At 59.2% G+C, this 24,466-nt stretch carries 21 protein-coding genes; 13 read left to right on the top strand and 8 right to left on the bottom strand.

Going from position 1 to position 24,466, the window contains the following annotated elements:
• The first annotated feature begins 79 nt into the window (after window positions 1-79).
• The 8 genes from ACZIRK_RS33725 (at window position 80) to ACZIRK_RS33690 (ending at window position 9,940) form a co-directional block, all read left to right on the top strand.
• On the top strand, window positions 80-706 hold the full coding sequence (locus ACZIRK_RS33725; RefSeq protein WP_474418930.1) for a hypothetical protein: 627 nt from the start codon (window positions 80-82) through the stop codon (window positions 704-706).
• A gap of 328 nt (window positions 707-1,034) precedes the next feature.
• Window positions 1,035-3,341, top strand: a complete 2,307-nt coding sequence (locus ACZIRK_RS33720) for a polysaccharide biosynthesis tyrosine autokinase (protein ID WP_474418929.1) — start codon at window positions 1,035-1,037, stop codon at window positions 3,339-3,341.
• Between the two features lie 25 nt (window positions 3,342-3,366).
• The gene (locus ACZIRK_RS33715) at window positions 3,367-4,089 is read left to right on the top strand and encodes a hypothetical protein (protein ID WP_474418928.1); all 723 of its coding nucleotides are present in this window, start codon (window positions 3,367-3,369) and stop codon (window positions 4,087-4,089) included.
• Between the two features lie 495 nt (window positions 4,090-4,584).
• Complete coding sequence (locus tag ACZIRK_RS33710) at window positions 4,585-5,535, top strand: glycosyltransferase family 2 protein (protein WP_474418927.1); 951 nt, start codon at window positions 4,585-4,587, stop codon at window positions 5,533-5,535.
• Between the two features lie 31 nt (window positions 5,536-5,566).
• A complete protein-coding gene (locus ACZIRK_RS33705; RefSeq protein WP_474418926.1) occupies window positions 5,567-6,835 on the top strand; it encodes an O-antigen ligase family protein in 1,269 nt (422 codons plus the stop codon).
• A gap of 233 nt (window positions 6,836-7,068) precedes the next feature.
• Entirely contained in the window at window positions 7,069-8,082 is a 1,014-nt protein-coding gene (locus tag ACZIRK_RS33700) for a hypothetical protein (RefSeq protein WP_474418925.1), read from the top strand.
• 6 nt (window positions 8,083-8,088) lie between these two features.
• A complete protein-coding gene (locus ACZIRK_RS33695) occupies window positions 8,089-9,003 on the top strand; it encodes a glycosyltransferase (RefSeq protein WP_474418924.1) in 915 nt (304 codons plus the stop codon).
• Window positions 8,987-9,940 carry a hypothetical protein gene (locus ACZIRK_RS33690; protein ID WP_474418923.1) on the top strand — a complete coding sequence of 318 codons (954 nt, stop codon included), beginning with the start codon at window positions 8,987-8,989 and terminating at the stop codon, window positions 9,938-9,940. The genes ACZIRK_RS33695 and ACZIRK_RS33690 overlap by 17 nt, the downstream gene beginning before the upstream one ends.
• 188 nt (window positions 9,941-10,128) lie before the next feature.
• On the opposite strand, the gene ACZIRK_RS33685 is transcribed toward ACZIRK_RS33690, so the two are convergent.
• The 3 genes from ACZIRK_RS33685 to ACZIRK_RS33675 all read right to left on the bottom strand — a co-directional run bounded on the left by ACZIRK_RS33685 (window position 10,129) and on the right by ACZIRK_RS33675 (window position 13,959).
• Window positions 10,129-11,094 (bottom strand): glycosyltransferase family protein, encoded by a 966-nt coding sequence (locus ACZIRK_RS33685; RefSeq protein ID WP_474418922.1) that lies wholly within the window; start codon window positions 11,092-11,094, stop codon window positions 10,129-10,131.
• A gap of 353 nt (window positions 11,095-11,447) precedes the next feature.
• Window positions 11,448-12,125, bottom strand: a complete 678-nt coding sequence (locus tag ACZIRK_RS33680; protein ID WP_474418921.1) for a class I SAM-dependent methyltransferase — start codon at window positions 12,123-12,125, stop codon at window positions 11,448-11,450.
• Window positions 12,126-12,459: 334 nt separating this feature from the next.
• Window positions 12,460-13,959 carry an undecaprenyl-phosphate glucose phosphotransferase gene (locus tag ACZIRK_RS33675; RefSeq protein WP_474418920.1) on the bottom strand — a complete coding sequence of 500 codons (1,500 nt, stop codon included), beginning with the start codon at window positions 13,957-13,959 and terminating at the stop codon, window positions 12,460-12,462.
• A gap of 185 nt (window positions 13,960-14,144) precedes the next feature.
• Between ACZIRK_RS33675 and ACZIRK_RS33670 the strand changes: the two genes are divergently transcribed.
• From ACZIRK_RS33670 to ACZIRK_RS33655, 4 genes are all read left to right on the top strand, one after another.
• Window positions 14,145-15,236, top strand: coding sequence for an ABC transporter substrate-binding protein (locus tag ACZIRK_RS33670; RefSeq protein ID WP_474418919.1), 1,092 nt, complete (start codon window positions 14,145-14,147; stop codon window positions 15,234-15,236).
• A gap of 181 nt (window positions 15,237-15,417) precedes the next feature.
• Window positions 15,418-15,690: a hypothetical protein gene (locus ACZIRK_RS33665; protein ID WP_474418918.1), complete on the top strand. Its 273-nt coding sequence runs from the start codon at window positions 15,418-15,420 to the stop codon at window positions 15,688-15,690.
• A gap of 261 nt (window positions 15,691-15,951) precedes the next feature.
• Complete coding sequence (locus ACZIRK_RS33660) at window positions 15,952-16,929, top strand: GDP-L-fucose synthase family protein (RefSeq protein WP_474418940.1); 978 nt, start codon at window positions 15,952-15,954, stop codon at window positions 16,927-16,929.
• 64 nt (window positions 16,930-16,993) lie between these two features.
• Entirely contained in the window at window positions 16,994-18,292 is a 1,299-nt protein-coding gene (locus tag ACZIRK_RS33655; protein WP_130229128.1) for a WcaI family glycosyltransferase, read from the top strand.
• A 94-nt stretch (window positions 18,293-18,386) separates the two neighbouring features.
• Here the strand turns inward: ACZIRK_RS33655 and gmd are convergent, their stop codons facing one another.
• From gmd to ACZIRK_RS33630, 5 genes are all read right to left on the bottom strand, one after another.
• Complete coding sequence (gene gmd / locus ACZIRK_RS33650) at window positions 18,387-19,478, bottom strand: GDP-mannose 4,6-dehydratase (protein ID WP_130229127.1); 1,092 nt, start codon at window positions 19,476-19,478, stop codon at window positions 18,387-18,389.
• A gap of 260 nt (window positions 19,479-19,738) precedes the next feature.
• Complete coding sequence (gene galE, locus ACZIRK_RS33645; protein ID WP_474418917.1) at window positions 19,739-20,743, bottom strand: UDP-glucose 4-epimerase GalE; 1,005 nt, start codon at window positions 20,741-20,743, stop codon at window positions 19,739-19,741.
• A 353-nt stretch (window positions 20,744-21,096) separates the two neighbouring features.
• The gene (locus tag ACZIRK_RS33640; protein WP_474418916.1) at window positions 21,097-22,590 is read right to left on the bottom strand and encodes a phosphomannomutase/phosphoglucomutase; all 1,494 of its coding nucleotides are present in this window, start codon (window positions 22,588-22,590) and stop codon (window positions 21,097-21,099) included.
• A gap of 125 nt (window positions 22,591-22,715) precedes the next feature.
• Window positions 22,716-22,925 carry a hypothetical protein gene (locus ACZIRK_RS33635; protein ID WP_028167983.1) on the bottom strand — a complete coding sequence of 70 codons (210 nt, stop codon included), beginning with the start codon at window positions 22,923-22,925 and terminating at the stop codon, window positions 22,716-22,718.
• A gap of 162 nt (window positions 22,926-23,087) precedes the next feature.
• Window positions 23,088-23,489, bottom strand: coding sequence for a VanZ family protein (locus ACZIRK_RS33630; protein ID WP_245474837.1), 402 nt, complete (start codon window positions 23,487-23,489; stop codon window positions 23,088-23,090).
• Window positions 23,490-23,724: 235 nt separating this feature from the next.
• Here ACZIRK_RS33630 and ACZIRK_RS33625 point away from each other — a divergent pair, with 235 nt between their 5' ends.
• Window positions 23,725-24,396, top strand: a complete 672-nt coding sequence (locus ACZIRK_RS33625; protein ID WP_130227466.1) for a response regulator transcription factor — start codon at window positions 23,725-23,727, stop codon at window positions 24,394-24,396.
• The last annotated feature ends 70 nt before the right edge of the window (window positions 24,397-24,466 follow it).

Below are 24,466 nucleotides of genomic sequence, written 5' to 3'. Positions count from 1 at the left end.
CGGGAACCGGTTCCGCTACGTTGCACCGCGCATAGCGATATTCTCGCGCTCAGGGGCGGCTGATTTCAGGAGGAATTATATGAGCGTTGTTAAGTTTGCGCTGCGGGTGGCCGCGGCGGCGGCAATCGTCGCGACCATTTCATCGGCAGCCAGCGCGGCCGTTTATCCGCCGCGGCAGCAGCTTCCGGCGCAGATCATCTCGGAATTCAAGGGCTCGCCCACGAGCCTGTTGCAGCAGCATCCGCAAGCCGGCGCGGCGATGATTTCGCGGGTGCGCGACCTCGCGGCATCCGATCCGACGACGCTTCCGGCGCTGATCGGGCTCCTGAAGGATTCGGCGACCAGCAAGGATCAGGTCAAGGCCATCGTAGCGGGTCTGGCGCAGGTGGCGCGGCTTGCCGCTCGCAACGATCAGGCCTTCGCCGACGAGATCCAGCGGGCGATCGCCGGCACCAACAACCAGGACGTGATCGCCGCCTATCAGGCCGCGACCGGTGACGTCGCGATCGCGGCGGCCGGCGGTGGTGGTGGTGGCGCAGGCGGCGGTGGCACCGGCGCCGGCGGGCCGACTGGTAATTTCGGTGCCGCGTTCGGCGGCAACAATGGCGGCGCTGGAACGTTCGGCGGGTTGCATTATGCGAACTCCGGCTCGAACTTCAGCGGCTCGGTCGGCGGCACGACCAGCAGCGTCAGCCCGCGCCGCTGAGCGCGTTCAGCTCAGTCGACGCATCTCAATCGGCTTTCGAGAGCGGCGCCAATGCGCCGCTCTTCCGTATTTGGACGGGGTGTCAAACGCGCCTCATGGTCGCGCGCGAGCGCCGTTAAGCTTCACGCGAAATCTCGTGTGTGGAGTGCGACTGCACCGCATCAATTAAGTTCATCCCGGTCCTGCGCCATGCTATTCTGCCGCACGGCATCGCGCTTTGGGGCACGGTATTTCCCTCGCTCGCGCGGGCCGCGGGGCGATCCAAGATTAAAAATCCAGATCCGTTATCCTTCGATACTTGAACGCTGGTTGATTTCAGGAATTGCAGATGCTGCAGGTGAATAAGCCGACCTCGGAAATCAACCGCGAATATATCGAAGTCGAGAGCTCCCCATCGCAGACGCTGACTTCCTATCTGGAGGTGATCCGGCGGCAGTTTCCGACCATGGTGGCGATCGTCTCGGCGTGCCTGATCCTCGCGCTGCTCTATCTGTTCACCGCCGCGCCGCAATTCACCTCGAGTGCCTCGATGGTGATCGACACCCGCAAGGTGCAGCTGTTCCAGCAGCAATCCGTGCTCGGCGACATCGCGGTGGATTCGGCGACCGTGGAGACCCAGGTCGAGATCCTGAAATCCGAGAACATCAGCCTTGCGGTGATACGCGACCTGCATCTGATCGACGATCCCGAATTCACCGGCGGCGGCGGCGGCCTGCTCGGCACCGTGATCGGCGGGATCGGCAGCCTGTTCTCGACCGGCAGCGCGCCGTCCGAATTCGAGCAGACGCGCAAGGCGCTGGAGCGGTTCGAGAAGAACCGCACCATCAAGCGGCTCGGCCTGACCTACGTGATGGAGATCGGCTTCACCTCGCTCGATCCGCAGAAGGCGGCGAAGATCGCCAATGCGATCGCCGACGCCTATATCGTCGACCAGCTCGAGGCGAAGTACCAGGCGACCCGCCGTGCCAGCGTCTGGCTGCAGGACCGTATCAAGGAATTGCGCACGCAGGCCTCCGCCGCGCAGCGCGCCGTGGTCGATTTCAAGACCGCCAACAATATCGTCGACACCGGCGGGCGGCTGATGAACGAGCAGCAGCTCGCCGAGGTCAACAGCCAGTTGATCCTGGCGCATGCGGCGACCGCGGAAGCCAAGGCGCGGCTCGACCGCATGAACGACATGCTCAAGCAGGATATTCCGGACGCCAACGTCGCCGATGCCCTGAAGAACGACACCATCGTCAAGCTCCGCGCGCAATATGTCGACATGGCCTCGAAGGAATCGATCTGGTCGACCAAATATGGCAGCGAGCATCTTGCCGCGGTCAACCTGCGCAACCAGATGGCCGAGATCAAGAAGAACATTCAGGACGAGCTCAAGCGCATCCAGGAATCCTACAAGAGCGACTACGACATCGCCGTGACGCGCGAGGAGGCGATCAAGACCAGCCTCGCCAATGTCGTCTCCGAATCCCAGCTCACCAACCAGGCGCAGATCCAGCTCCGCGAGCTCGAGAGCAACGCGCAGTCCTACCAGGCGATGTATGACAATTTCCTGCAGCGCTACATGGAATCGGTGCAGCAGCAATCCTTCCCGATCACCGAGGCGCGTGTGATCAGCGCGGCGACCGCGCCCTTGAAGAAGAGCTATCCGAAGACGCTGATCATCCTCGCCGCCGCGCTGATGGGCGGCTTGATGCTGAGCTTCGGCGCGGCGATGGCGCGCGAGCTCACCGACAAGGTGTTCCGCACCACCTCGCAGGTGGAGGAGGTGCTGGGCACGAACTGCATCGCGATCCTGCCCTCGCTGGCGCCGCCGGCCCGCCTACCGTCGAGGCTCCCGGACGGCCTCCAGTCGAAGCTCCCGGCCGGCCTGCAGTCGAAGCTCGCCGGCAAGCTCGCAAAGCCGAAGAACAATCCGGAGCCGGACCTGCTCCGGTATGTCGTGGAGAATCCGCTGTCGCGATTCGCTGAGGCCGTCCGCACGCTGAAAGTTGCGGTCGATCTCAATTCGATCGTGCGCGAGAACCGCGTGCTGGCGGTGACCTCGACGCTGCCAAACGAAGGCAAGAGCACGCTCTCGACCAACCTCGCGCAATTGATGGCGCATAGCGGCGCGCGCGTGCTGCTGGTCGATTGCGACCTGCGCAACCCCTCGCTGTCGCGCGCGCTGGTGCCGACTGCGCAAGCCGGCCTCGTCGACGTCGTCGCGCAGAAGGTGCAGCTCGAGGACGTGCTGACGGTCGATCCCGTCACTAGGCTCGCGATCCTCCCCGCAGGCACGACCTCAAAACTCCTGCACACCAACGAGATCCTCGCCTCCAAGCCGATGCACGCGCTGATAACCCTGCTGCGCTCGAAGTTCGACTACGTGGTCCTCGACATGCCGCCGATGGCGCCCGTGGTCGACGTCCGCGTGACGTCGTCGTTCGTGGATTCGTATGTGTTTGTGGTCGAGTGGGGCAGGACCAACATCGATGTCGTCAGCCACAATTTGCGCGGCTCGCAGGAGATCCAAAACAAGCTGCTCGGCGTGGTGCTGAACAAGGCCGACACGAAGGCGTTGGCGCGGTATGAATCCTACCACGGCCGCTATTATTACCAGAAATACTACGCGCGCTATGGGTATGTGGAATAGCCGTTCGCCGATGCGGCAAGCGTGCATGCGCGGAGGCTTGCTGTTGTTCGCCCTTGCCGCCGTGCTCTGGTCATCTAGCACGCTGCCGTCATTCCGGGCGGGGGCGCCGGCTCGCGAGATATCGTCGCGCGTCGTGGCGGATGACCGCTTCAAGTCGGGCGCGCTTAGCGAAACGCTGGCGAGTATCGAACGCGCTTCCAAAGGTGCCATGGTGCAGTCGGCGCTTGCGCAGGCCGCGGCGCTTATCCGCCTTCGCACGGCCGAGGAAGCTACGGGCTCGGAGGAGGCCGACCAGGAGACCGTAGCTGCCGCGGAGAAGGTGAAATCCTCGCTGTCCCTGAACCCGGCGGATAGCTTTCTCTGGTTGATGCTCTACTCGGTCGGCAACACCCACAATGGTTTTGACATCCGTAATCTCGGCTATCTCGACCAGTCCTACGCAAGCGGCCCGTTCGAGAGCTGGATCGCGCTCCGCCGCAACCTCCTAGCGCTCGCGATCTTTCCAATGCTGAGCGAGGCGACGCAGCAGAAGGCGGTGACTGAGTTCGCTGCCATGGTGGACTCTGATTTCATTGAGCAAGCGGCGATCAACCTGATCAGCGTCGGCTGGGCACAAAAGGATCGGCTGGTGGCGAGCCTGGAGCAGGCGGATATCACCTCGCGCGAGGCGCTTGCGAAAAGGCTGGCACGGGATGGGGTGAAGGTCAGCGTGCCCGGGGTTGAGATTGATGAAAGATGGTGGCGATGAACGGTTGCAGGAAAACGCGCTCAAAGACGGGGCGCTACGCGGCTATTGTTTTTGTGCTGTTCTCCATACCGCAGGGCGCCTTTACTGCCGCACGAGCCCAAACAAACAGTTCAAGCATTTCTAAGCTCACAATGCAGGGACCCGCCGAACAGTCTAGCAAGCCGATTATTCGCGATGCTGTTGGTCGGCCGTGCTTGGATGTTGAGGCCGCGGCACGCGCACACGTCTCTAGTCCCAATGTTCTTGATCACGTAGTTAGCGTGAAAAACAACTGTCCGAGAGTCATTAAGTTGAAGGTTTGTTACTTCCAGTCGGATCGATGCAATGACGTGACGCTCCAGAGCTATGGACGGTCTGACACTATACTCGGAACGATGACCGCAGTGCGGAGCTTTCGATATTCAATTTTTCAGAAATGACCGCTCGCCACGCTAGATCAGCGGCCGTTTCGGCCTGCTTCAAAGATGCGCTCGCGATAGTGTAGAGGAGATCTTCTTGGTTGAATTCAACACCGAGGTGACAGATGTCCCCGATACGTCCACAGCGGGTTTGGAGCTATCTCGTGACGGTTGCAATGCGAAGACCGTGTCTGCTGTGGCTGGCCGCATCTCGATCCTGATCCCATCCTATATGCGCGCCGAAGACCTGCGCACCACGTTGCGTCACACGGTAGCTCAAACCTATCGCAACAAGGAAATAATTGTTGTCGACGATAGTACGCCAGGGTCCACGATTCTGGACGTGGTCAAAGAATTCCCGAACGTTATCTATCTGCGCACACCCGAGAACCTCGGTCTAATAGGAGCGCGGAACTTCGGTGCGGCGCATTGCACGGGCGAGTTCGTTCTCAATCTGGATGATGACAGTTGGCTGGAGGATGACCACGGTCTCGAGCTGATCGTGATGTTCATGCGCGACCATCCGCGTACGGGAGTTGCCGCCTTGAACATTGGACTTGCCGAGCAGGGATATCTCTGGCCATCCGACTCGGAGTCTATCCGGCTTCGAACGTACACAGGTTGTGGCAATGTTTACCGCCGGGGGGCAATTACTGCAGCAGGTGACTATATCAGTGAGTTCTACCGCCAGGGGGAAGAGGTCGAGCGGTCCCTGCGGATTATGGATGCCGGTTTCGAAATCCGCAGCGTCCCCGGCGTACGTGTTTTCCATGCGCAATCTCCGATCAATCGAAACCGGGCGCGCCACATTGCACTCGAAGCCGCCAACTATCTGCGCAGGGAGCTAATCAGGGCGCCTCTCTGGCTGCTCCCGGTCGGCTGCTTCCGGGCTCTTCGCTGGGCCGTTCGTCACCGCAAAAAAATGAACTGCCAGATCTATTTTTCGGAATTGTTTGGAAAGCGCGTGCCGCTCTTGGCCTTCGTCCGGCGCTATCGAGCTCCCGTTAGCACATCGACTTACTTAACGGCGCTCGCGCTCCGCCGTTAGGGGACTCGAAATGTGTACACAGGACGTGGTGATGAAGCAGCGAGCCATGGTAGAGGGTGCCATAAGTGCGCGTGGGGCAGGGTGGGAAGTACCTCTCCTGTGCGCGGTTTTCGTCCTTTCTTGGGCTATCGAGCCGGAGCTTCTTGGCGAAGGCGCCAATTTTGTCCCACCGATCCGCTGGCTCATCGTAGTCCTTATGTGCGTCACGGTGCCGTTTGTTTCGGTGCACGGTATCCGCCGCGGCTGGCCGATTGTATTTTTCGTTGTGACCGTCGGCTTCACTATGTTCTTGAATGGGGCTCTTGAATCCTCGTTTCCAATTTTTGCACGAATTCTCGGTGCAGGAATTCTTGCGATCTTCGTGGGCACCTTAGCCTTTTCTCAGCGAGTGAAGGTGATCCGACTCATCCTTGTTGCGAGTGTGGCGGTTGTTATCGGGTCGGTGGTATTGAGCGTTGTTGCACCCGAGCGCGCTTTCCGTTTGATCGGGCTTGAACGGGAACGCCTCTACGGACTAACACCACATCCAGCGGTAATCAGTTATTTCGCTAGTTTGGTCGCAACAGTGTTTGGGTCGGTCGCCCTATTCACGAAACGCAACAAAGCGCAGCGCTGGAGCGCCGGCATCCTTGCCGCAGTTAGCGCGACGGTGATTTTCATGGCTGACTCGCGGACTGGCGAAATTGCCTTTGCTGTTTCGCTCCTTTGCCAACTTGGAGTCATCCGACTCGTCAACTCGCGAGTTCTGCTCCGGTCAATTGTGGTGCCCTGGCTATTCTTTGCGGGTGCTATTCTAGCTTCAACGACGCTCCCTATCACTGTAGCTAGCGACCTCATGTCCGTTTCGGTCGAAGAAAATCAATATTCCGGATCTACGTTGGCCCGCATAGCTATTTGGAAACTAGGTCTGTCAGATTTCGAGAGCAACATGCTAGTTGGCAATGGTCTCGGAACAACGTTCGTGACAGACGACCCAAGCACGGACAAGAATCTTCTCTTGTACTACCACTCCGTTCTGATCAACTATCTCGCAAAATCTGGTATTGTCGGAGCAATTGGGCTTGTTGCGATCTTGCTGAGTGCGCCCTATACCTGTCTAGCCTATGCGCGGCGCCTCGCCCGCCAACGATCCCTGACTCAAGATGAACAAACGCTACTTCGGTTCGTTGTCGCAGCTTGCACGGTAACAGTCGCCTTCGCGTCCATCGAAGCGGCGCTTCAAAACCTGTATCCATCGTTTCTCATCTTTTTCCTCTCGATCACGCTCCCACCGCGAGCGCCCACTTACAATACAAGATGATGCAGGCGTCACTTACAATCTACTTGGCGCTAACCGTCTGTGCGCGCGCGCTTAACTTTCTCGCCGTTCTACTTTTCGCTCACGCGATGAGCCCCGCCGATTTTGGCATCTACGCCTTTCTCCAGGTGTCTGCTAGCGTAGTAGTCACCTTCACGAGCTTGAATTTGCCGACGCCGATAGCGGTAGTTCTCGCGCGTGGAGGAGGGCACCGCCTCCGCCTAGAGAATACAATCTTGAGCGCCGTTTTGCTTGGATCCGGTTCACTAGCAGTACTGATCTCGCTGGCGTGCTTCTATTTTGCGTTTCCTGAGGTGCCGCTTGGCCTCGAGGGGCTGGCTTGGTTTCTTGTATTTTCCGGCATGAGCAGCTTGCAGGTGATCGGCGGCGCCGCCCTGGTTGCGCGCGGTGAGCGCCTTAGAAGTACCATTCCGGTTCTTCTAAGCGCTTCTACACTGTGCGTCACCCTTGCGGTCGCGCAGAGCCTATCTTTAACGCAGGCGTTACGGCTCGGGGCCCTTGCCGTTTCACTTGGCGGCATTGTCTCGGCGATTACACTGCTCTGGGGCGGTTTGCATCACGACATCAGGCAGGTCGGGAACTCGCTCTTTGCCTTTCTTAAGCACAGCGGAAGCGGCATCTTCATCTTCTCGGTCCTTTCTTTTTGCGCCTCGCTATCGTTCCAGTTTGGTCTTTGGCTTCTGCAGCGACAGTTGCTTGCCCAAGGAGGGCCGGTGGAAGGAGCTGTATTTGCGCTTGGTAGCCAGTTCTACAATGTGGTTTTGTTCTTGCCTGGAGTCTTTGGGCCTTTGCTGCTGCGTCGTTTAAGTATAGCAGGTCGTGAGCACCAGCAGCTGCGCGAAGTACTGCGTGCGGGAGGCGCAGCTCTTTTTCTTAGCGTGCTGGGGATCGTCGTGTTCATAGAAACTGGCGCATTCATTTTGTTGATGCTGCCGAGCAAATACCAAGTAGGCATGGAGCCGATAACGCTGTCGGTGATTGCGGGGGCAATTATGTTCGCCAAGGCCCCTTTTTCTGTGTTTTTCCAGGCACGGGTCTCGGCCTTTGCCGAGCTGTTTGCGTCGCTGGCCGCGGCCGCCGTTCTGGTTATAGGTGCGTGCATTCCCGTGGTAGTAACAAACGCGACCGAATCGTTGTGGCTGCGCGTCACAGCGCATCTAGTGCTGTTTGTGGTAGTCTTCGCCGCGTTCGCTATCCGTTGGCGTTCAGTTTCTCGCAAATTGTCATGATCGCCAATGGCTGACGGTCGTATTCCTTTCTCTATTAGCGTGGTCATCCCTGCGTACAATGCAGGGCCCTACCTCGCTGCGACGTTGCAGTCGATTCAGTCGCAAGGGGCTGACGCGGTAGAAGTAATCCTAGTCGACGGTAATAGTACCGACGATACGTTGGCTATTGCGTCCGCTTTCTCAGCGTTGTCCATCAAAGTGGTCTCAGAGCCGGACCGTGGTCAACTTGACGCGCTGCAGAAAGGACTTCGTATAGCAAGCGGCGACATTGTCTTGTGGCTGAACGCTGACGACATAGTCATGCCTGGCGCCTTCCCGGAGGTGCGGGCTACTTTTGCGAAGCACGACGTCGACTTCGTCTACTCCGACGACGTAGCATTCCGAGAGGAAGATCGAGGCTATTACTACGGTCCACCCATCCGTGGCCTCTCCGATCTCGACCACTTTCTGTTCTACAGACAGATGTATTCGGAGTGCGTGTATTGGAGACGCTCGATAACCCGCCATCTTCCGGGTGAAGCGTTTGATCTTCGAGTTTACACCGACTACGCCTTCTTCTTGCGCTTGCGCTGGGGGCGGCGTGGACGGTGGGTAAGAAAACGGCTCGGCGCATTTCGAATTCGAGAGAGCCAGGCCTCCGCCCAATTCAGATCGCGGAAGCGAAGTGAGTACGTTTATGTCAAGAAGATGCACCGTGAGCATATCGGGATGTCGGTGCTTGTCTTCGTCCTCGGACGCCTAATCTATTGGCCTTGGTTTGCGATCCGCCAACGCGTGAGGCCTGAATTGCAACGCGGCCGAAGGCGGATTTTGCGATTCTTATCTAAGGATCGGAAGCGCTCTCAAGAGGCGCACTTCTTCTTCTCTGAATGGCTTCTCCCACAGGGAAGCAAAGGCCCGCGGCATGAACAGAAGCGTTAAGTTGTTCCTCCCTTTCTTCACAGCTATGGTAGTGGCAACGCCGGTACTGGCCGAAGTGCCTGCCCCTTGCCGAGCGGTTGGCTACACACTGAAGACGTTCGACAGCGATTTTAGTAAGGGCAGCCAGATCTTTGATGGCGAGGCCTCCTACAAGCCAGGATATCGATGGTATCGCTGGAACTGGTTCAATGTTAGACCTAACAAGGACCTCGCCTATCAGCATTCAGACGGTAGCATCTCGGCCCGAGGCGAATTCAGCGGTTCTCTTGTGACGGCCGCATCTTCATCAACAGCGCCCGGATTCGTGGGCACCGCCTTCGGTGGGGGAGCTTGCGTACAACTGAAACTAAGGTTCGATCCCCATCCGCGGGCTGCAAATGAAGCGCACCCTTCTTTCTGGGCGATGTCAAAGGAGCATCTGGACGGAAGCGGTGATGATCATTGGCTTGGCAAGAATCCTGGCTTCACGCACTTCGCTGAATGGGACATCCTGGAATATTTTAAGGTCTCGCCACCTGGGTTTCACAGCGGTTGGATCGACTGGTTTGGGCCCTATATTGCAAAGGGCGAGCTAAGATTGGGGCAGCATATTTGCCGTCGCCCCTTCTGTAAACGCGAGGGCTCATTTACTGCAGATTCCGGTGCATTCCCCGCCAGCACCGATTGGAACGAATGGCAGACCGTGATTGGCGTTTGGGTGCCAGCGACCGCTGATCGCCCCGGCTGCATTCAGACATTTTTCAACGGCCATTCAATTGCCCCGCCGTATTGCTGGAAGAGCGTTCCGGCAACAAGGGAACGAATGGAGGAATTTCTCGATTTCTCCGTGATCGATGGACATCATATGGTGTTAGTAATCAGCAGCGGGGACGCTCCGATCTTCGTGCGCTCTGTGCAGGTATATCAGCGGAGCGCCCGCGATAACTTGTCGAACTAATGCTTTACGCCGTTTCGAGGGAATGAAAGAAATGCGCAAAAGCGAGGTCTGGCAAGATTCCTCAAACGCTACAATGCCAATCAGTCAGATCATGGATCGTGCCGCCAAATAGCGCTGAATGTACCCGCGTTCAGAGAACACACGAGGTGTGTGCCATTACATTCCCGGTTTCAAGCAAGCGCAATTGCTTAAAGATCTGCGGCCACTCTCTCCATAAAGCGCCTATAGTGACCATCGAGAAAGTAGTCACCGTCTTGCGGTATCGACGCGACTAATTTGAAGTAGACCTCTCCGCTATTTGCAGTCATCTTTCGGAGAGTAGAGACGATTTCGGACACTGACAAATCACAAACTGCTCCGAGCCCCCGTTTGAGAACGATCTCTCCGGTGAAGGTCGCTCGATTAGTCAAGATCGGCCGCCGAAAGGCTCCCGCATGGTATATTCGATTGGGAAGCAGCCACCGTTCGTTTAGGTCGGCTGTCTCATCCAAAAAACCAAAGATAAGATGAGCGCCTGCATGAATCTTGGGCAAATCCTCCATGCTATAGGACCCGTGGACGATGATGTTGTCTTTGGTCTTCAACTCTTGAAGAAGCCGTTCGTCTACATTCTTGCTACAGTAGCCATGCAGGTGGAACTCGATCTCCTTGGGTAGCTCCACTGCTACTTTAGCAAGGAGACGAAGGAGATGCTCAGAGCGAAATAATCCCGTGTAAATAATCTTTAGTTTGCCGAGTTCTGGAGGAGGCGCGGGCGCATTCTGGCGAAGCGAATTTAGTAGATAGTTTTCAACTACGCACACTTTTTGCCTCTCTATCCAGCGGTAATAATATTTGTCGAAGAATTCTGGAGAGGTCAGAAGGAGCCAGTTCACTTTTTGAAGAAGTGTTCGCTCGACGTGTTGAAGAAATCTGGCCTGGAACGAGTTCTCCAATAGTCTTGGATGCAAATCCGAGATGTCCCACACGATGGTCTTGCGGGGACGCAAGAACTTCACAAGTGATCCGACAAGGCAAACGTCAATGCCCCACAGCCAAATGACTTCGGCGTCGGATTTAAGAAGATTGAACAACAAGCGCACGTGGGAGAATGTAAGCAATCGGTGCAAAATTGACTGGGCGTTCCTGTCTACTCGAGTAGAATAGACTTCCAACTCGAAAGATCCTCCCTGAGCATCCCTAACCCTTCTGACAAATGAAGTATGTTTAGGGGCGAAGCTTACAAAGAGTATTTTTTTCATTTCTGAATTTGGCGTTCAATGGCGTCGATAAGCGTTCGTTTATCAGCGACGCGCAGCGGAGGGTATATCAATAAGCGCTTGGGTGCGCAAAACGCGGCATGCATCAGGCGCGGTTGCGCTCTTGCGCGGGTTGGGAGATATTCAGCACTTTCACGGTCTTCACTCAGAAGCTTGGTGAATTTGGACGTGATGTAGGCAAGGCTGTGTCTCGACGGGAAAATCTGACCGATGCCAACTATGTCTTTCGCTGCGCGAGCAGCCTTGATTTACTTGGGGCGGCATACCAGGAAAACTTGGGAGTTGGCCCACCAAGGCAAGGGTAGTGGGGAATAGAGCTCCTGCTCGATGGCGAAGTGTTCGGAAACCATCTGGCGCAGCCGGCGAAAATCAAAACCTTTGTGACTTACCAACCGATTGGTCGCGCGGCTGACCGGCCGAGCAAAAATGCCGGCGATCAATTCCGCGACAGAATGGTCGGATTTCCGCCTGTACAGAAACATGCGGTTCAGCTCCTTTAGGAAAAGCACCGGGCCCATCATGATCGGGACAGACAAGATGAGTGTCCCGTTGGCCCGAAGCGATCGAACCCCCTTCGCCAGAAATGCGCTCAGGTCATCGTCCGACAGATGCTCGCAGGTCTCAAATGAGACCAACAGGTCCAACTTCTCTGGGAGCAGGTCGAGGCCAGACACGTAGCGGATCCTGGAATCCGCGGACGCCGGCATATAAGGCTCAACGGCGTACAACACGGTGTCTGGCCTCATATCGCCCAGTTGACTCAAGAATAATCCTGTGCCGGCTCCAAAGTCACAAACTGCCGCACCGTTTGAGAGATATTTCGTTGCCAACGCCACAGACCTAGACGCGCGCGTTCGGTGCGCAAATCTCGCAATCGGATTCGGTGAGTTTATAGTCTGTGCGTCGTAAGAGACTTTTCGTGCCATAGTGCCTGCCCGTGTTTCTGTGTTTGTTGGACCGAGTACTAATATGCGCGGTGCCCAACCACGCACGCGACACTCGTCCGAAGAACAATCTTCATATTCAACCACAAGCTCCAAATTATTGATGTACCACGCGTCAGACTCCACGCGCTTCTGCACCAGCTTGAGCCCGCGGGTCTCCCTCGATATCCGTTCACCTAGGCCCATCCCGTAATGCCCGGCTGCACGGGGTGACGGAAGGCGTGATTGCTACTTTGCATGGGGTTGTTTTCGACATTTTGATTGGACGGTCGCGAAGGCGCCCGGTTCAGACCTAATCGCATGCCGCTTTAGCTCGTTAGTGGGCTGTCGGCCGTGTAAAAGTAACCATTAGCGTCCCCAGCAAGATCCGCAGATCCAACCACACCGTCCAATTATTGATATACCACAGATCATACTCCACCCGCTTCTGCATCAGCTCCACCGTCCTCGTCTCCCCGCGATACCCGTTCACCTGGGCCCAGCCCGTAATGCCCGGCTTCACGTGATGCCGAAACGCGTAGTTGCCGATGATTTGCTCGTATTCGGAGTTGTGGGCGGCGGCGTGGGGGCGGGGGCCGACCAGGGACATGTCGCCCTTCAGCACGTTGAAGAGCTGCGGCAGCTCGTCGATCGAGGTCCTCCGCAGCCATTTGCCGATCGGCGTCACGCGCGGGTCGTTCTTGGTCGCCTGGCGGATCGTCGGGCCGTCCTCCAGCACGCGCATGGTGCGGAATTTGAAGATGCGGAAGGCCCGGCCGCCGAAGCCGTTGCGGGTCTGGCGGAAGAACACCGGCCCACGCGAGGTGCATTTGATCAAGAGCGCGGTGAACAGCATGATCGGCGCGAACACGATCAAGGCGAGCGAGGCGCCGATCAGGTCGAGCGCGCGCTTGACCGCGCGCTCCTTCCAGCTCAACGGCGCCCGGCGCAGCTCCGCCGTCCAGGCGCTGCCGCTGTGCACCTGCGGGTATTTCAGGAAGCGCGAGACGTTGGCGTCGGGCACCAGGTGCACCGGGATCGGCAGGATCTTCAGCCCGTCCAACAGGCTGTCGATCGCGTGCTGGCGGCTCCAGTTCATCAGCAGGAATACATGCTCGATCCGCTCTTCGCGCGCGTAGGCGACGAGTTCGTCGAAGCGCGGGCCGATCGAGGACATCAGAAGCGGCGAGGCGAGCTCGCTCGAGCGGATCTCGAACACGCGCATCAGCCGATAGCCGTGCTGGCACAATTCCAGCATCGCCGCCGAGGTCGCCTGCAGCCCTTGCTCGGCGATCACGACCACGCGGCTGTTGGCAAACGCGCCTTCGCGCAGCGCCCGCCGTGTCCAGCGCGCCGCCACCGTCTTCCAGAGCGACAGCGCGATCAGCCCGACCAGATAGAACGAGATCGTCGTGCCGCGGGAAAACTCCTCGCTTACCTTCATCGTGAAGGCGATCGCCAGCAGCGCGGCAAATACGCCGGTCCAGGTCGTCAGCGTGATCCGAAGCTGCCGCGGCAGGTCGGTGATCGCCGTCAGCTCATAGCCCTTCTGCACCGTGACGAGCAGGCCGAAATTGATCGCCACCATCAGGCTGGCAGCGGCGTAGATGTCGGTCTTGCCGAGCGTCGATTGCATGAAAAGGTGATATGCTACCGTGCAGCCGACGCCGCAGACGAAGATCAACAGCCCATCCGCCAGCGTCACCAGCCATTCCACCAGTGCCGGCCGCAGCCAGCTCCGCCCGGACCATTCCGGGAGCTGGCCGTTAACTTGTGCAGGCTGGAGAGGTGGGCCCCCCGTGGGTAAGGAGGCCGGACGCGTCGCCAATATCGTCATGAAAAAGTATCCGCCAGCCAAAACAAAATTGATGAAAATACTTGCTCAGCCGGGCCTCAGCGTATCAATCCAAACGTGAACGAAAACAAGGGATACCGAACGGTAACCTTACTCAATATGCTGGCATTGTATCCCATTTGCATCTCACCCCTGCGCGCGTTGCGAAAATCTCGCGGAGTCTCCCATTGAGCAGGACGTCCAGGCGCCCGCGCAAGGCCGCGCGACGCAGATATCGCCGGGCCTGGCTGGCGGTCGCCGCGCTCGTCATCCTCAGTGTCGCCTATCTGGCGTTCAAGCGCGACGACATTGCTCCTGCGCGCACCACAACGCCTGCGCGCAATGAGACAACGATCTTCCTCGACGGCCGTTTCGGTGCGCGCTTTGCCGGCGAGATGCTTGCCAAGCAGCAGGGATTGTTCGCCCAGGACGGTCATACGATCACGGTCGCGGAGAAAGCCACCGCGGATTTTGTCGAGATGGTCGCACGCGAGCATGCCATCGGTGTGACAACCGGGCAGAAGTTCCTGCTGGCGGCCTGGCGCGGCGTGCCCGTCACGGCATTCGCCGCCAGCTTCCTCGACACCTCCGTCGTGATCCTCACCCTCGAGAGCTCCGGGCTGCGGCGTCCCGCCGACCTCATCGGCAAGCGGGTCGGTGTCCTCAGGGGAGGCGAGGGCGAGGTGATTTTCGACGCCATGATGGCGCAGCTCGGCCTGCCGCGCAGCCAGATCACCAAGGTCGCTGACCGCGACAATCTGGAGGCTCTGCGCGCAGGCGAGGTCGATGCTGTCATCACCGACATCGGCGCGCGGCCGCTGCCCTCCGACGCCGCCATGCCCCGCCTCAACATCATCAGGCCGCAGGAATATGCCATCCACGTGCCGGGCCAGGTCTATTTTGCCAGCTCCGATCTCGTCCACGATCGCCCCTCCATCGTCGGCCAGGCCCTGCGAGCCATCATCCGCGGCTGGCAGCTCGCCTATGGTGACTATGCACGCAGCGTGCCGCTGATCGTGGGATTCGATCCCGCCCGCCTGCGGGCGGAGCGCGTGACCTTCGACCTTCAGCAGCAGCGCGATCTCGTCTCGCCGACAGGGATGCGAATCGCGGATTATGACGAAAGCCGCTGGCGAACGCTGCGTGACATTTTGATGTTCGCAAAGCTGGGGGAGGAGACGGTACCGCTGTCGCAAGCGGTAAATTACGGCTTCGTCCGCGACGTCTACCGCCGGTCGCCCGATCTCGAAGGCCCGGGGGCATGGCCTGGCAACCCCTGAGCACCGCAACCGATGCCGATAAACCACAGCGGCGCGCAGATCGTCGTGGTCAAGTTGCGCTCGCTGCGTGGCGTTGATAAAGCTAATGCCATTGGGGCTTTATTTTCGCGATTTCTCGCTTCCCTGTCACTGCCAGCAACGGCGGGGCTTTGGGATGCGCTGTTGGGGCTAGGGGGTTTTGATGCTCAAGACATTCGCTGGGGTTATTGGGTTGACGTTTGGCGTTGCCGTGATGGCAAGTTCGGCCACGGCCGCCGTTCAGATGCCGGCAACGGCAGCCATGCTTCGAGCAGACACTGGCGTGCAGGCCGTCACCTTCTGGGGGCAACCTTATCCTTACGGCTACGTGCCGTGGCGTCGTTGTCCACGCGTCCGCATTGAAACGCCGTACGGATGGTATTGGGATCGTGTCTGCGTGAATCCCGGCACAACAGTCCTTCGGCGCGCCTACTAAATCACCGCACGAAGCTGCTTCACCGGCGCGATAGCTCAATCGCTGCTGCCTTCTTGCGCCGTGTGTTGCCACAAGTTTGTGCGGCTCTCTGCATTCACCATGAACTATGGTGAGGTTGGGCGTGGGGCTGTCTAATGGTGAAGCTTGTGTTAGCAAGTTCGCGCGCTTGGGGCTGCAAGCGCGCAGCGTGTGTTGGGCTTTTTTTGAAATGAGTTTTGATTGTCTGTTTTTCCGCGCGGGGCACGCGGAAGGGGGCGCATGATGGCGCCCTTTCATTACGATTTTGCAGATAAACGAATCTTTGTCGCAGGACACCGAGGTATGGTCGGCTCAGCGATCGTACGTCGGCTCTCAACCGAGAATTGCACGGTCCTGACAGCGGACCGAAGCGCGCTCGATCTTGCCAAGGAAGAGACGACGCTTCGCTGGTTTGAGGCAAACCGGCCCGAAGTCGTGGTGCATGCCGCCGCGAAAGTCGGCGGCATCGGCGCCAACAACAATTTCCCGGTCGACTTTCTCTGCGACAACCTCTCGGTCGAATTGAACGTGGTGCGTGCGAGTCACGCGGTCGGGGTTCAGCGCCTGTTGTTTTTGGGGTCGTCCTGCATCTATCCCAAGCACGCAGCGCAGCCGATCAGAGAGGACCAACTGCTGGCGGGCCCGCTTGAGCCTACCAATGAGTGGTACGCGATCGCCAAGATCGCCGGCCTCAAGATGTGCCAAGCCTATCGCCGTCAATACGGCGATGATTTCATCTCGGCCATGCCGACCAATCTCTATGGCAAGGGCGACAATTATCATCCGGATCACAGCCACGTTCCGGCGGCGCTGATCCGCCGCTTTCATGAAGCCAAGCTCGCGGGAGCGCCGACGGTTACCGTGTGGGGCACCGGCACGCCGCTCCGCGAATTCCTCAACGTCGATGATCTGGCGGATGCCTGCGCCTTCCTTCTGAAGCGATATTCGCAGGACATGCCGATCAATGTCGGCAGCGGGGACGAACTCTCGATCGCCGATTTCGCGGCTCTGGTCGCCGAGGTCGTCGGCTATCAGGGCAAATTCGTCTTCGACGTCAGCAAGCCCAACGGCACCCCGCGCAAGCTGCTTGATAGCTCGCGTATCCGCGAACTCGGTTGGCGCCCGCAGATTTCGATGCGTGCCGGCCTCGCCGCGGCCTACGCCGATTTTCTCCGCGGACACGGCCGCAATCTCGCGCTTAGTCCCAGTGCGTCAAACTGAACGGGAGTGCAGTATCTCGTCTAAAAACTAAGAAACTTAACATCTTTGATTTGGTCTGCATTTAATGCGCATACTTCTGGTGGGCATCAACTACGCGCCCGATCTTGTCGGTGTCGCGAAATACAACACTGAGCTCTGCGAAAGTCTCGTGGCCGAAGGCCACGACGTCCGAGTGATCACCGCACCGCCTTATTATCCGGCGTGGCGAATTCCTCGGGGCTTCAGATCCTGGTATTTCCGGTCGAGAAAGCTGAATGGCGTGCAGGTGATCCGTACGCCAATCTACGTGCCTGCTCGTCCGTCGGGGGCCAAGCGGCTCGTTCACCATGCGTCGTTTGCATTGGCGAGTGCGATCCCTCTGGTGCGGACGGCGCTCTCGTGGCGACCCGACATCATGCTTTCGGTGGCGCCGTCGCTGACATCAGCGGCCCTCGTCGCCGCCGCCGCGCGCCTGACCGGGGCGAAATCCTGGCTTCATGTGCAGGACTTTGAGGTGGACGCGGCCTTTGATCTCGGTCTTTTGCAGAACCAAAGGCTCCGTCGGCTGATGCTGCGCGCGGAAGCGAGAATCCTGAAATCCTTCGACCGTGTCTCCACAATCTCACCGCAGATGTTGCGACGTCTCAAAGAGAAGGGAATTCCGCAGGAGAAGGTGAGGGAGGTCCGAAACTGGATCGACACCGGCGCAATCACTCCGGGTCCCGCAACGGTCAATTTCCGGACTGAGCTCGAGATTGGAGAAGACGACGTCGTCGCCCTCTACTCGGGAACGATGTCGAATAAGCAGGGACTCGACCTCGTCGTGGAGGCGGCTTCTGTTCTCGAACAAAGTCACCCCAACGTTCATTTCATTCTCGCCGGAGAGGGGCCTCACAAGCCGAGACTCCTGGAGATGTCACAGGGGCGCGGCAACATCCATTTTCTCGGCGTGCAGCCCAACGATCGTTTTGCCGCGTTGATGGCGAGCGCCGATATTCACCTGATTCCGCAGCGGGCAGAGGCGGCAGATCTGGTGCTGCCTTCCAAGCTCGGAGCCATCTTCTCCTCCGGGCGCCCGGTCGTCGCCATGGCGGGATCGGGTACCGGGCTGGCCGATGAAGTGGAAGGCGCCGGTTTGGTCGTCCCGCCGGGTGATGCGAATGCGCTGGCGGAGGCTGTCCGAACGCTCGGCGAAGATGAGCCGCTTCGAAATGTCCTGGGCAAGCAGGGCAGGACGCGCGCGCTTGAACGTTGGAACAGGGAACGCATCATCCATCAGTGGCTGAGGGAGATGCTGTCCATCGATGATGACAGTGTCAGGCCGCAGAGCAGCGGTGGGACACAGCTCCAGCCGGAAGCGCTGTTGCTTCCGGTCAAGGAGTAGGTGCGCCTGACCGGCAAATAAGCTGGTCAAACGCTCGAGCGGTTGGATAACCAATGCGCTCGAGCAATCGCCGCAAGCGGATCCCGCTCTGCGGCTATTCGTGCCGCGCGTAGTAGCGGAAGCCGTGCTGCTTGATCAGTTCGTCCCGCTTGGCCGATTCAAGATCTTCCTGCATCATTTCCTTGACCAGCGCCTCGAACGAGGTCTTCGGCTCCCAGCCGAGCTTCTGCTTTGCCTTGGAGGGATCGCCGAGCAGGGTCGCGACTTCCGACGGCCGGAAATAGCGGGGGTCCACCGAAACGATGCATTTGCCGGTCGCCTCGTCATAGCCTTTCTCGTGAACCCCGCTGCCTTCCCATCGGACCTTGATTCCGATCTCGGCCGCGGCGTGGTTGACGAAATCCCTCACTGAATACTGCTTGCCGGTGGCGATCACGAAGTCATCCGGCTTGTCCTGCTGCAGCATCATCCACTGCATCTCGACATAGTCGCGCGCGTGACCCCAGTCGCGTAGCGCGTCCATGTTGCCGAGGTAGAGGCGGTCCTGCAGCCCGAGATGGATCCGCGCCAGCGCCCGCGTGATCTTGCGCGTCACGAATGTCTCGCCGCGGACCGGGGACTCGTGATTGAACAGGATGCCGTTGCAGGCGTACATTCCATACGCTTCACGGTAGTTGACCGTGATCCAGTACGCATAGAGCTTGGCGACGGCGTAGGGCGAGCGGGGGTAAAAGGGCGTCGTCTCCTTCTGCGGGATTTCCTGCACAAGCCCGTACAATTCGGAAGTCGAAGCCTGGTAGAAGCGTGTCTTGTTCTCCAGGCCGACAATGCGGATGGCCTCGAGCAGGCGCAGCGTGCCCAGCGCGTCGGAATTTGCGGTGTATTCGGGTTCCTCGAATGAAACGGCGACATGGCTCTGCGCTGCGAGATTGTAGATCTCGTCCGGCTGGACCTGGCCGACGATACGGACCAGACTGGAAGAGTCCGTGAGGTCGCCATAATGCAAACGGAATGGCGGATTGGCCTCGTGGGGATCGAGATAAATGTGGTCAATTCGATCGGTGTTGAAAAGCGAAGCCCGGCGCTTGATGCCGTGGACCTCGTATCCTTTTTCCAGGAGCAGTTCTGCCAGATAGGCACCGTCCTGACCGGTAACGCCGGTGATTAAAGCTCGTTTCTTCGTCATGGATAAGCCCCCGCACTGAAATTTCAGCCCGCTTCATAACGCAATAATTCTGCCAGAACAGATATTCTGGCAGAATTATTGCGCGATCGGCCAACAGGATTAATCGTGAAGGTGTGCCCGTTAGTAAAAATAGCACGCGATAAGGCGCTCTGCCTCAAAAGGCGGCGCTGCGCGCAATGAGAATCCGCAACCATGTTTGATCATGGCCTGCGCGCGGGACGGGATATCACCGTGCGCAGCGGCGTCTTCACTCGTCACGATCAGCAATATCCATTGGGGTTGTTGCTCTGCCAGCGCCAATGATCCGCGCACATCGTCTCGAGCGATCTGGCCGCTTTCCATCCTATCAGTTGGGACGCGGTTTCCGTGGCGGCGTAGTAGGCATCGATGTCACCCGCCCGACGCGGCTTGATGTCATATGGGATGGGCCGGCTACTCGCTTTTTCGAAGGCGCGAACGACTTCGAGCACGCTGCTGCCAGTACCCGTTCCGAGATTGACCGAAAAGCATTTCGGACTGTCCAACGCCTTCAGCGCAGACAGGTGTCCCAGCGCGAGGTCCATGACATGGATATAGTCGCGAACGCCTGTTCCATCAGGCGTGTGGTAGTCGGCGCCCCATATGTTCAATCGCTCGCGTCGTCCGATTGCAACCTGAGCCACGAAGGGGACCAGATTATTGGGGACGCCGCGAGGATCCTCGCCGATCAATCCACTCTCGTGTGCCCCGACTGGATTGAAATAGCGCAATATGGCGATCCCCCAGCTCGGGTCGCTGACATATTGGTCGCGGAGCATGTCCTCGATGATGAGCTTGGTCCGCCCATAGGGGTTCACGGGATTGAGGGGATGGTCCTCGGTGTAGGGCAGGAATTTCGGGGTGCCGTAGACCGTGGCCGATGAGCTGAACACGATGTTCTTGACGCCCGACCGTTGCATCGCGCGCAGCAGCCGGTGAGATCCGATAACGTTCTGATCGTAATATTCGAGCGGCTGCGCAACGGAATCCTGAACGGATTTCAGACCGGCAAAATGCATGACGGCCGTGCAGTTGTATTGCGTCAGCACCTGCTCGATCGCGCGTTCGTCGCGAATGTCGCCTTCAACGGCAATCAGCGCTTTGCCGCAAATCTGCTGGACGCGCTGCAGGGCAATCGGACTGCTGTTGGAGAAATTGTCGAATACGACGACATCTTCGCCCGCAGCCAGCAAGGCCACGCAAGCATGCGAGCCGATATAGCCGGCCCCGCCGGTCACAAGGATCATCGTCATTCTCCGCTAGATTGGGTTCTCAAGGAGCGTTGGCGCAAAGAGTCTCTACAATCTAGAGCTGTTGAAAGCAAAGGTGCGATGCGAGGGGTAGACAGCGGGATAGAGGCCGGCATGTCAAGATCGATCGGAAAGAATTTCGCTCGGTCATCGAGGACGTTGCCGGGCGCCTTCCCGATGGATGGCGGCCGACTGCGGAGCGGCCGCGTAAGTCGTCACTCCACTGTCATCGCCCGCGAACGCGGACGATCCAGTATTCCAGAGAGGTTCGTCTTCGATTGAGACGCCGCGGAGTACTGGATGCCCGCATGCGCAAGGCATGACGACGGTGGGCATGGCGAACAGCTCAATCAGATCTTCTGATTGTACTCGCCGACCTCGGGATGCGTGCGCAGCACGCTATCCACGGTCTCGAACATGTCGCGCATGCGCTGCTCGCTGACCGGGCTTTCGACTACCACCACGAGCTCCGGCTTGTTGGAGGAGGCGCGCACCAGGCCCCAGCTGCCGTCCTCCACCGTGACGCGCACGCCGTTGACGGTGACGAGATCGCGGATCGCCTGGCCGCCGATCTTGGCGCCCTGCTGTTGCAGGCCCTCGAAGTGCTTCACCACGGCGTCGACCACGCCGTATTTGGCCTCGTCGGCGCAATGCGGTGACATCGTCGGCGACGACCAGGTCTTGGGCAGCGCGTCCTTCAGGTCGGCCATCGACTTGCCGGGCGCGCGGTCGAGCATCTCGCAGATCGCGATCGCCGAGACCAGGCCGTCGTCATAGCCGCGGCCGAACGGTTTGTTGAAGAAGAAGTGGCCGGACTTCTCGAAGCCGGCGAGCGCGCCGAGCTCGTTGGTGCGGCGCTTCATGTAGGAATGGCCGGTCTTCCAATACGCGGTTTTCGCGCCTTGCTGCTGCAGCACCGGATCGGTGATGAACAGGCCGGTCGACTTCACGTCGACCACGAACTGCGCGTCCTTGTGGATCGCCGACATGTCGCGCGCCAGCATCACGCCGACCTTGTCGGCGAAGATCTCCTCGCCGGTGTTGTCGACCACGCCGCAGCGGTCGCCGTCGCCGTCGAAGCCGACATCGGCCTTGTGCTGCAAGACCGCGTCGCGGATCGCGTGCAGCATCTCCATGTCTTCCGGGTTCGGATTGTATTTCGGAAAGGTGTGGTCGAGATCGGTGTCGAGCGGGATCACCTCGCAGCCGATCGCCTCCAAGACCTGCGGCGCGAACGCGCCGGCGGTGCCGTTGCCGCAGGCCGCCACCACCTTGAGCTTGCGCTTAAGCTTCGGCCGGCTGGTGAGGTCGGCGATGTAGCGCGCCGGGAAATTCTCGTGGAACTGGTAGCCGCCGCCGGCCTTGTTGCTGAAGCTGGCGCCGAGCACGATCTCCTTCAGCCGCGTCATCTCGTCGGGCCCGAAGGTCAGCGGGCGGCTCGCGCCCATCTTGACGCCGGTCCAGCCATTGTCGTTGTGGGAGGCGGTGACCATCGCGACGCAGGGCACGTCGAGGTCGAACTGCGCAAAATAGGCCATCGGCGTCACCGCGAGCCCGATGTCGTGCACCTTGCAGCCCGCGGCCATCAGGCCGGAGATCAACGCATATTTGATCGCGGCGGAATAGCCGCGGAAATCATGCCCGGTCACGATCTCCTGCTTGACCCCGAGTTCCGCAATCAGCGCGCCGAGCCCCATGCCCAGCGCCTGCACGCCCATCAGATTGATTTCCTTGCCGAACAGCCAGCGCGCGTCATATTCGCGAAACCCGGTCGGCTTCACCATCGGCTCGGATTCGAAGGCGTAGGTGTTCGGGAGGAGTACCGGTTTTGGTCTTGGAAACATGCAGTCGTCTTTCTAAGAGACAGTCGGTTGTTCGGGAGATCAAATCGAGACAGGATCATCGCGATAGCACGACGCGCTGAGCGCGACCCACGCGGTCCTTCATCGCGGAAATAGAAACGCCTCAGCTAGATCGCCGCGCCCGTCGTGCCGATGCCCAAGCCGACATCGAACAAGTCGCGCCGGTCTGACAGCGCCAAGCTGCGCAATTCGCCGAGCGTGCCGCGCGCGGCCGAGCAATGGCTGCATTTGACGATCGCGGAGGGCGGGGCGAGTTCACCATCGTCGATCACCACGCCGATGCTGTCGCATTCAATGCATACGAGCTGAAAACTCATTTTCGAAATTCAATCCATCCGGACGCTACAAATTGTCGACGAAGCAAGCCTCATGCCAGCAATGCATCGCCGTGCGGCTGAGGTTATTCGGATGATCGTGGCATTTCAATGTGACGTCTGTTTTAACCCTAAGCGGTCAGCACAAACGCTCTGCGTTTGTCGCTAAGGCTGCAGCGCCGACGGCGGCTCCTGCGCACCGTCGGGGCGTATTGCCTTGAAGCGGTTGAGCGGGCCGCGCAGTAGCAATTCCGCGAAATGGCCGATGGCAATCCCGGAGAGCCCGCCGCCAGCCTTGACCAGCGCGTCGAGCAGACGGCCGTGCCGATCCGGCGTCAGCAGTTGCAGGGCCTCCAGCGCGAACGCGGTGCCGATGACGACTGCGATGATCAAGAGCAGCCGGTTGGGATAGGCCCGCACGAATGCAAATCCCATCAGCGCGAACGCTGTGAAATGCTCGAACTGGGGACCTGCGACGACAGGGCGGTCTTGAAGCGGGGAAAGCGTCGCGAAGGCGATGAAGGCGAGCACCAGCCAGGCGGCGCCCAGGGACAGTCGTTGATTCATAGGTTGTTGCTAAGCAAAAACGGGGCCGAGCTCAACCCACGCACGATCGTCGCCGCACGCATGGCGGCGCTATCAGTCGATATCGTTAACCCGGCGGCTGTTCAGCCGGTCCAAATCTGCTATCAAGCCGCGGAAATGAACAAAAAGTAACATGACACCGTTCATCTTGTTCATAGCCCGTTCACGCCGGTGGGTCTCATCTTAGCTATGCTGCGACTCGCCATCGGAGGCCAAATTGCGCCTACTCGTCGTTGAGGATGATCCGGATCTCAATCGCCAGCTTACGACCGCGCTGACGGATGCCGGTTATGTGGTCGATCGTGCTTTCGATGGCGAGGAGGGGCATTATCTCGGCGACAGCGAGCCCTACGACGCCGTCGTCCTCGACATCGGCCTGCCGAAGATGGACGGCATCTCGGTGCTGGAAGCCTGGCGACGCAACGGCCGCGTCATGCCGGTCCTGATCCTGACCGCGCGCGACCGCTGGAGCGACAAGGTGCAAGGCTTCGACGCCGGCGCCGACGATTACGTCGCAAAGCCCTTTCATATGGAAGAGATCTTGGCGCGGATCCGGGCGCTGCTGCGCCGCTCCACTGGCCACGCCCAGTCCGAATTGACCTGCGGCCCGGTGACACTGGATACCCGCACCGGCCGCGTCAGCGTCTCCGGCAACCCGGTGAAGATGACCTCGCATGAATACCGGCTGCTGGCCTATCTGATGCACCACACCGGGCGCGTGGTATCGCGCACCGAGCTGGTCGAGCATCTCTACGACCAGGACTTCGACCGCGACTCGAATACCATCGAAGTGTTCGTCGGACGCATCCGCAAGAAACTCGACGTCGACATCATCCAGACCGTCCGCGGCCTCGGCTATCTGCTGACGCCGCCGCCGAAAGGCGCGTAACCGCCCCGGCGCCGCTGGTCGCCGGGCTTACTTTTTGATCGCAGCATGATCTTATCCGAAAACCGGTGCC

The sequence above is a fragment of the Bradyrhizobium sp. Leo114 genome (genome assembly GCF_055229415.2).
The sequence above is the reverse complement of the archived record's forward strand: the minus strand, read 5'-3'. Positions and strand labels throughout refer to the sequence as shown.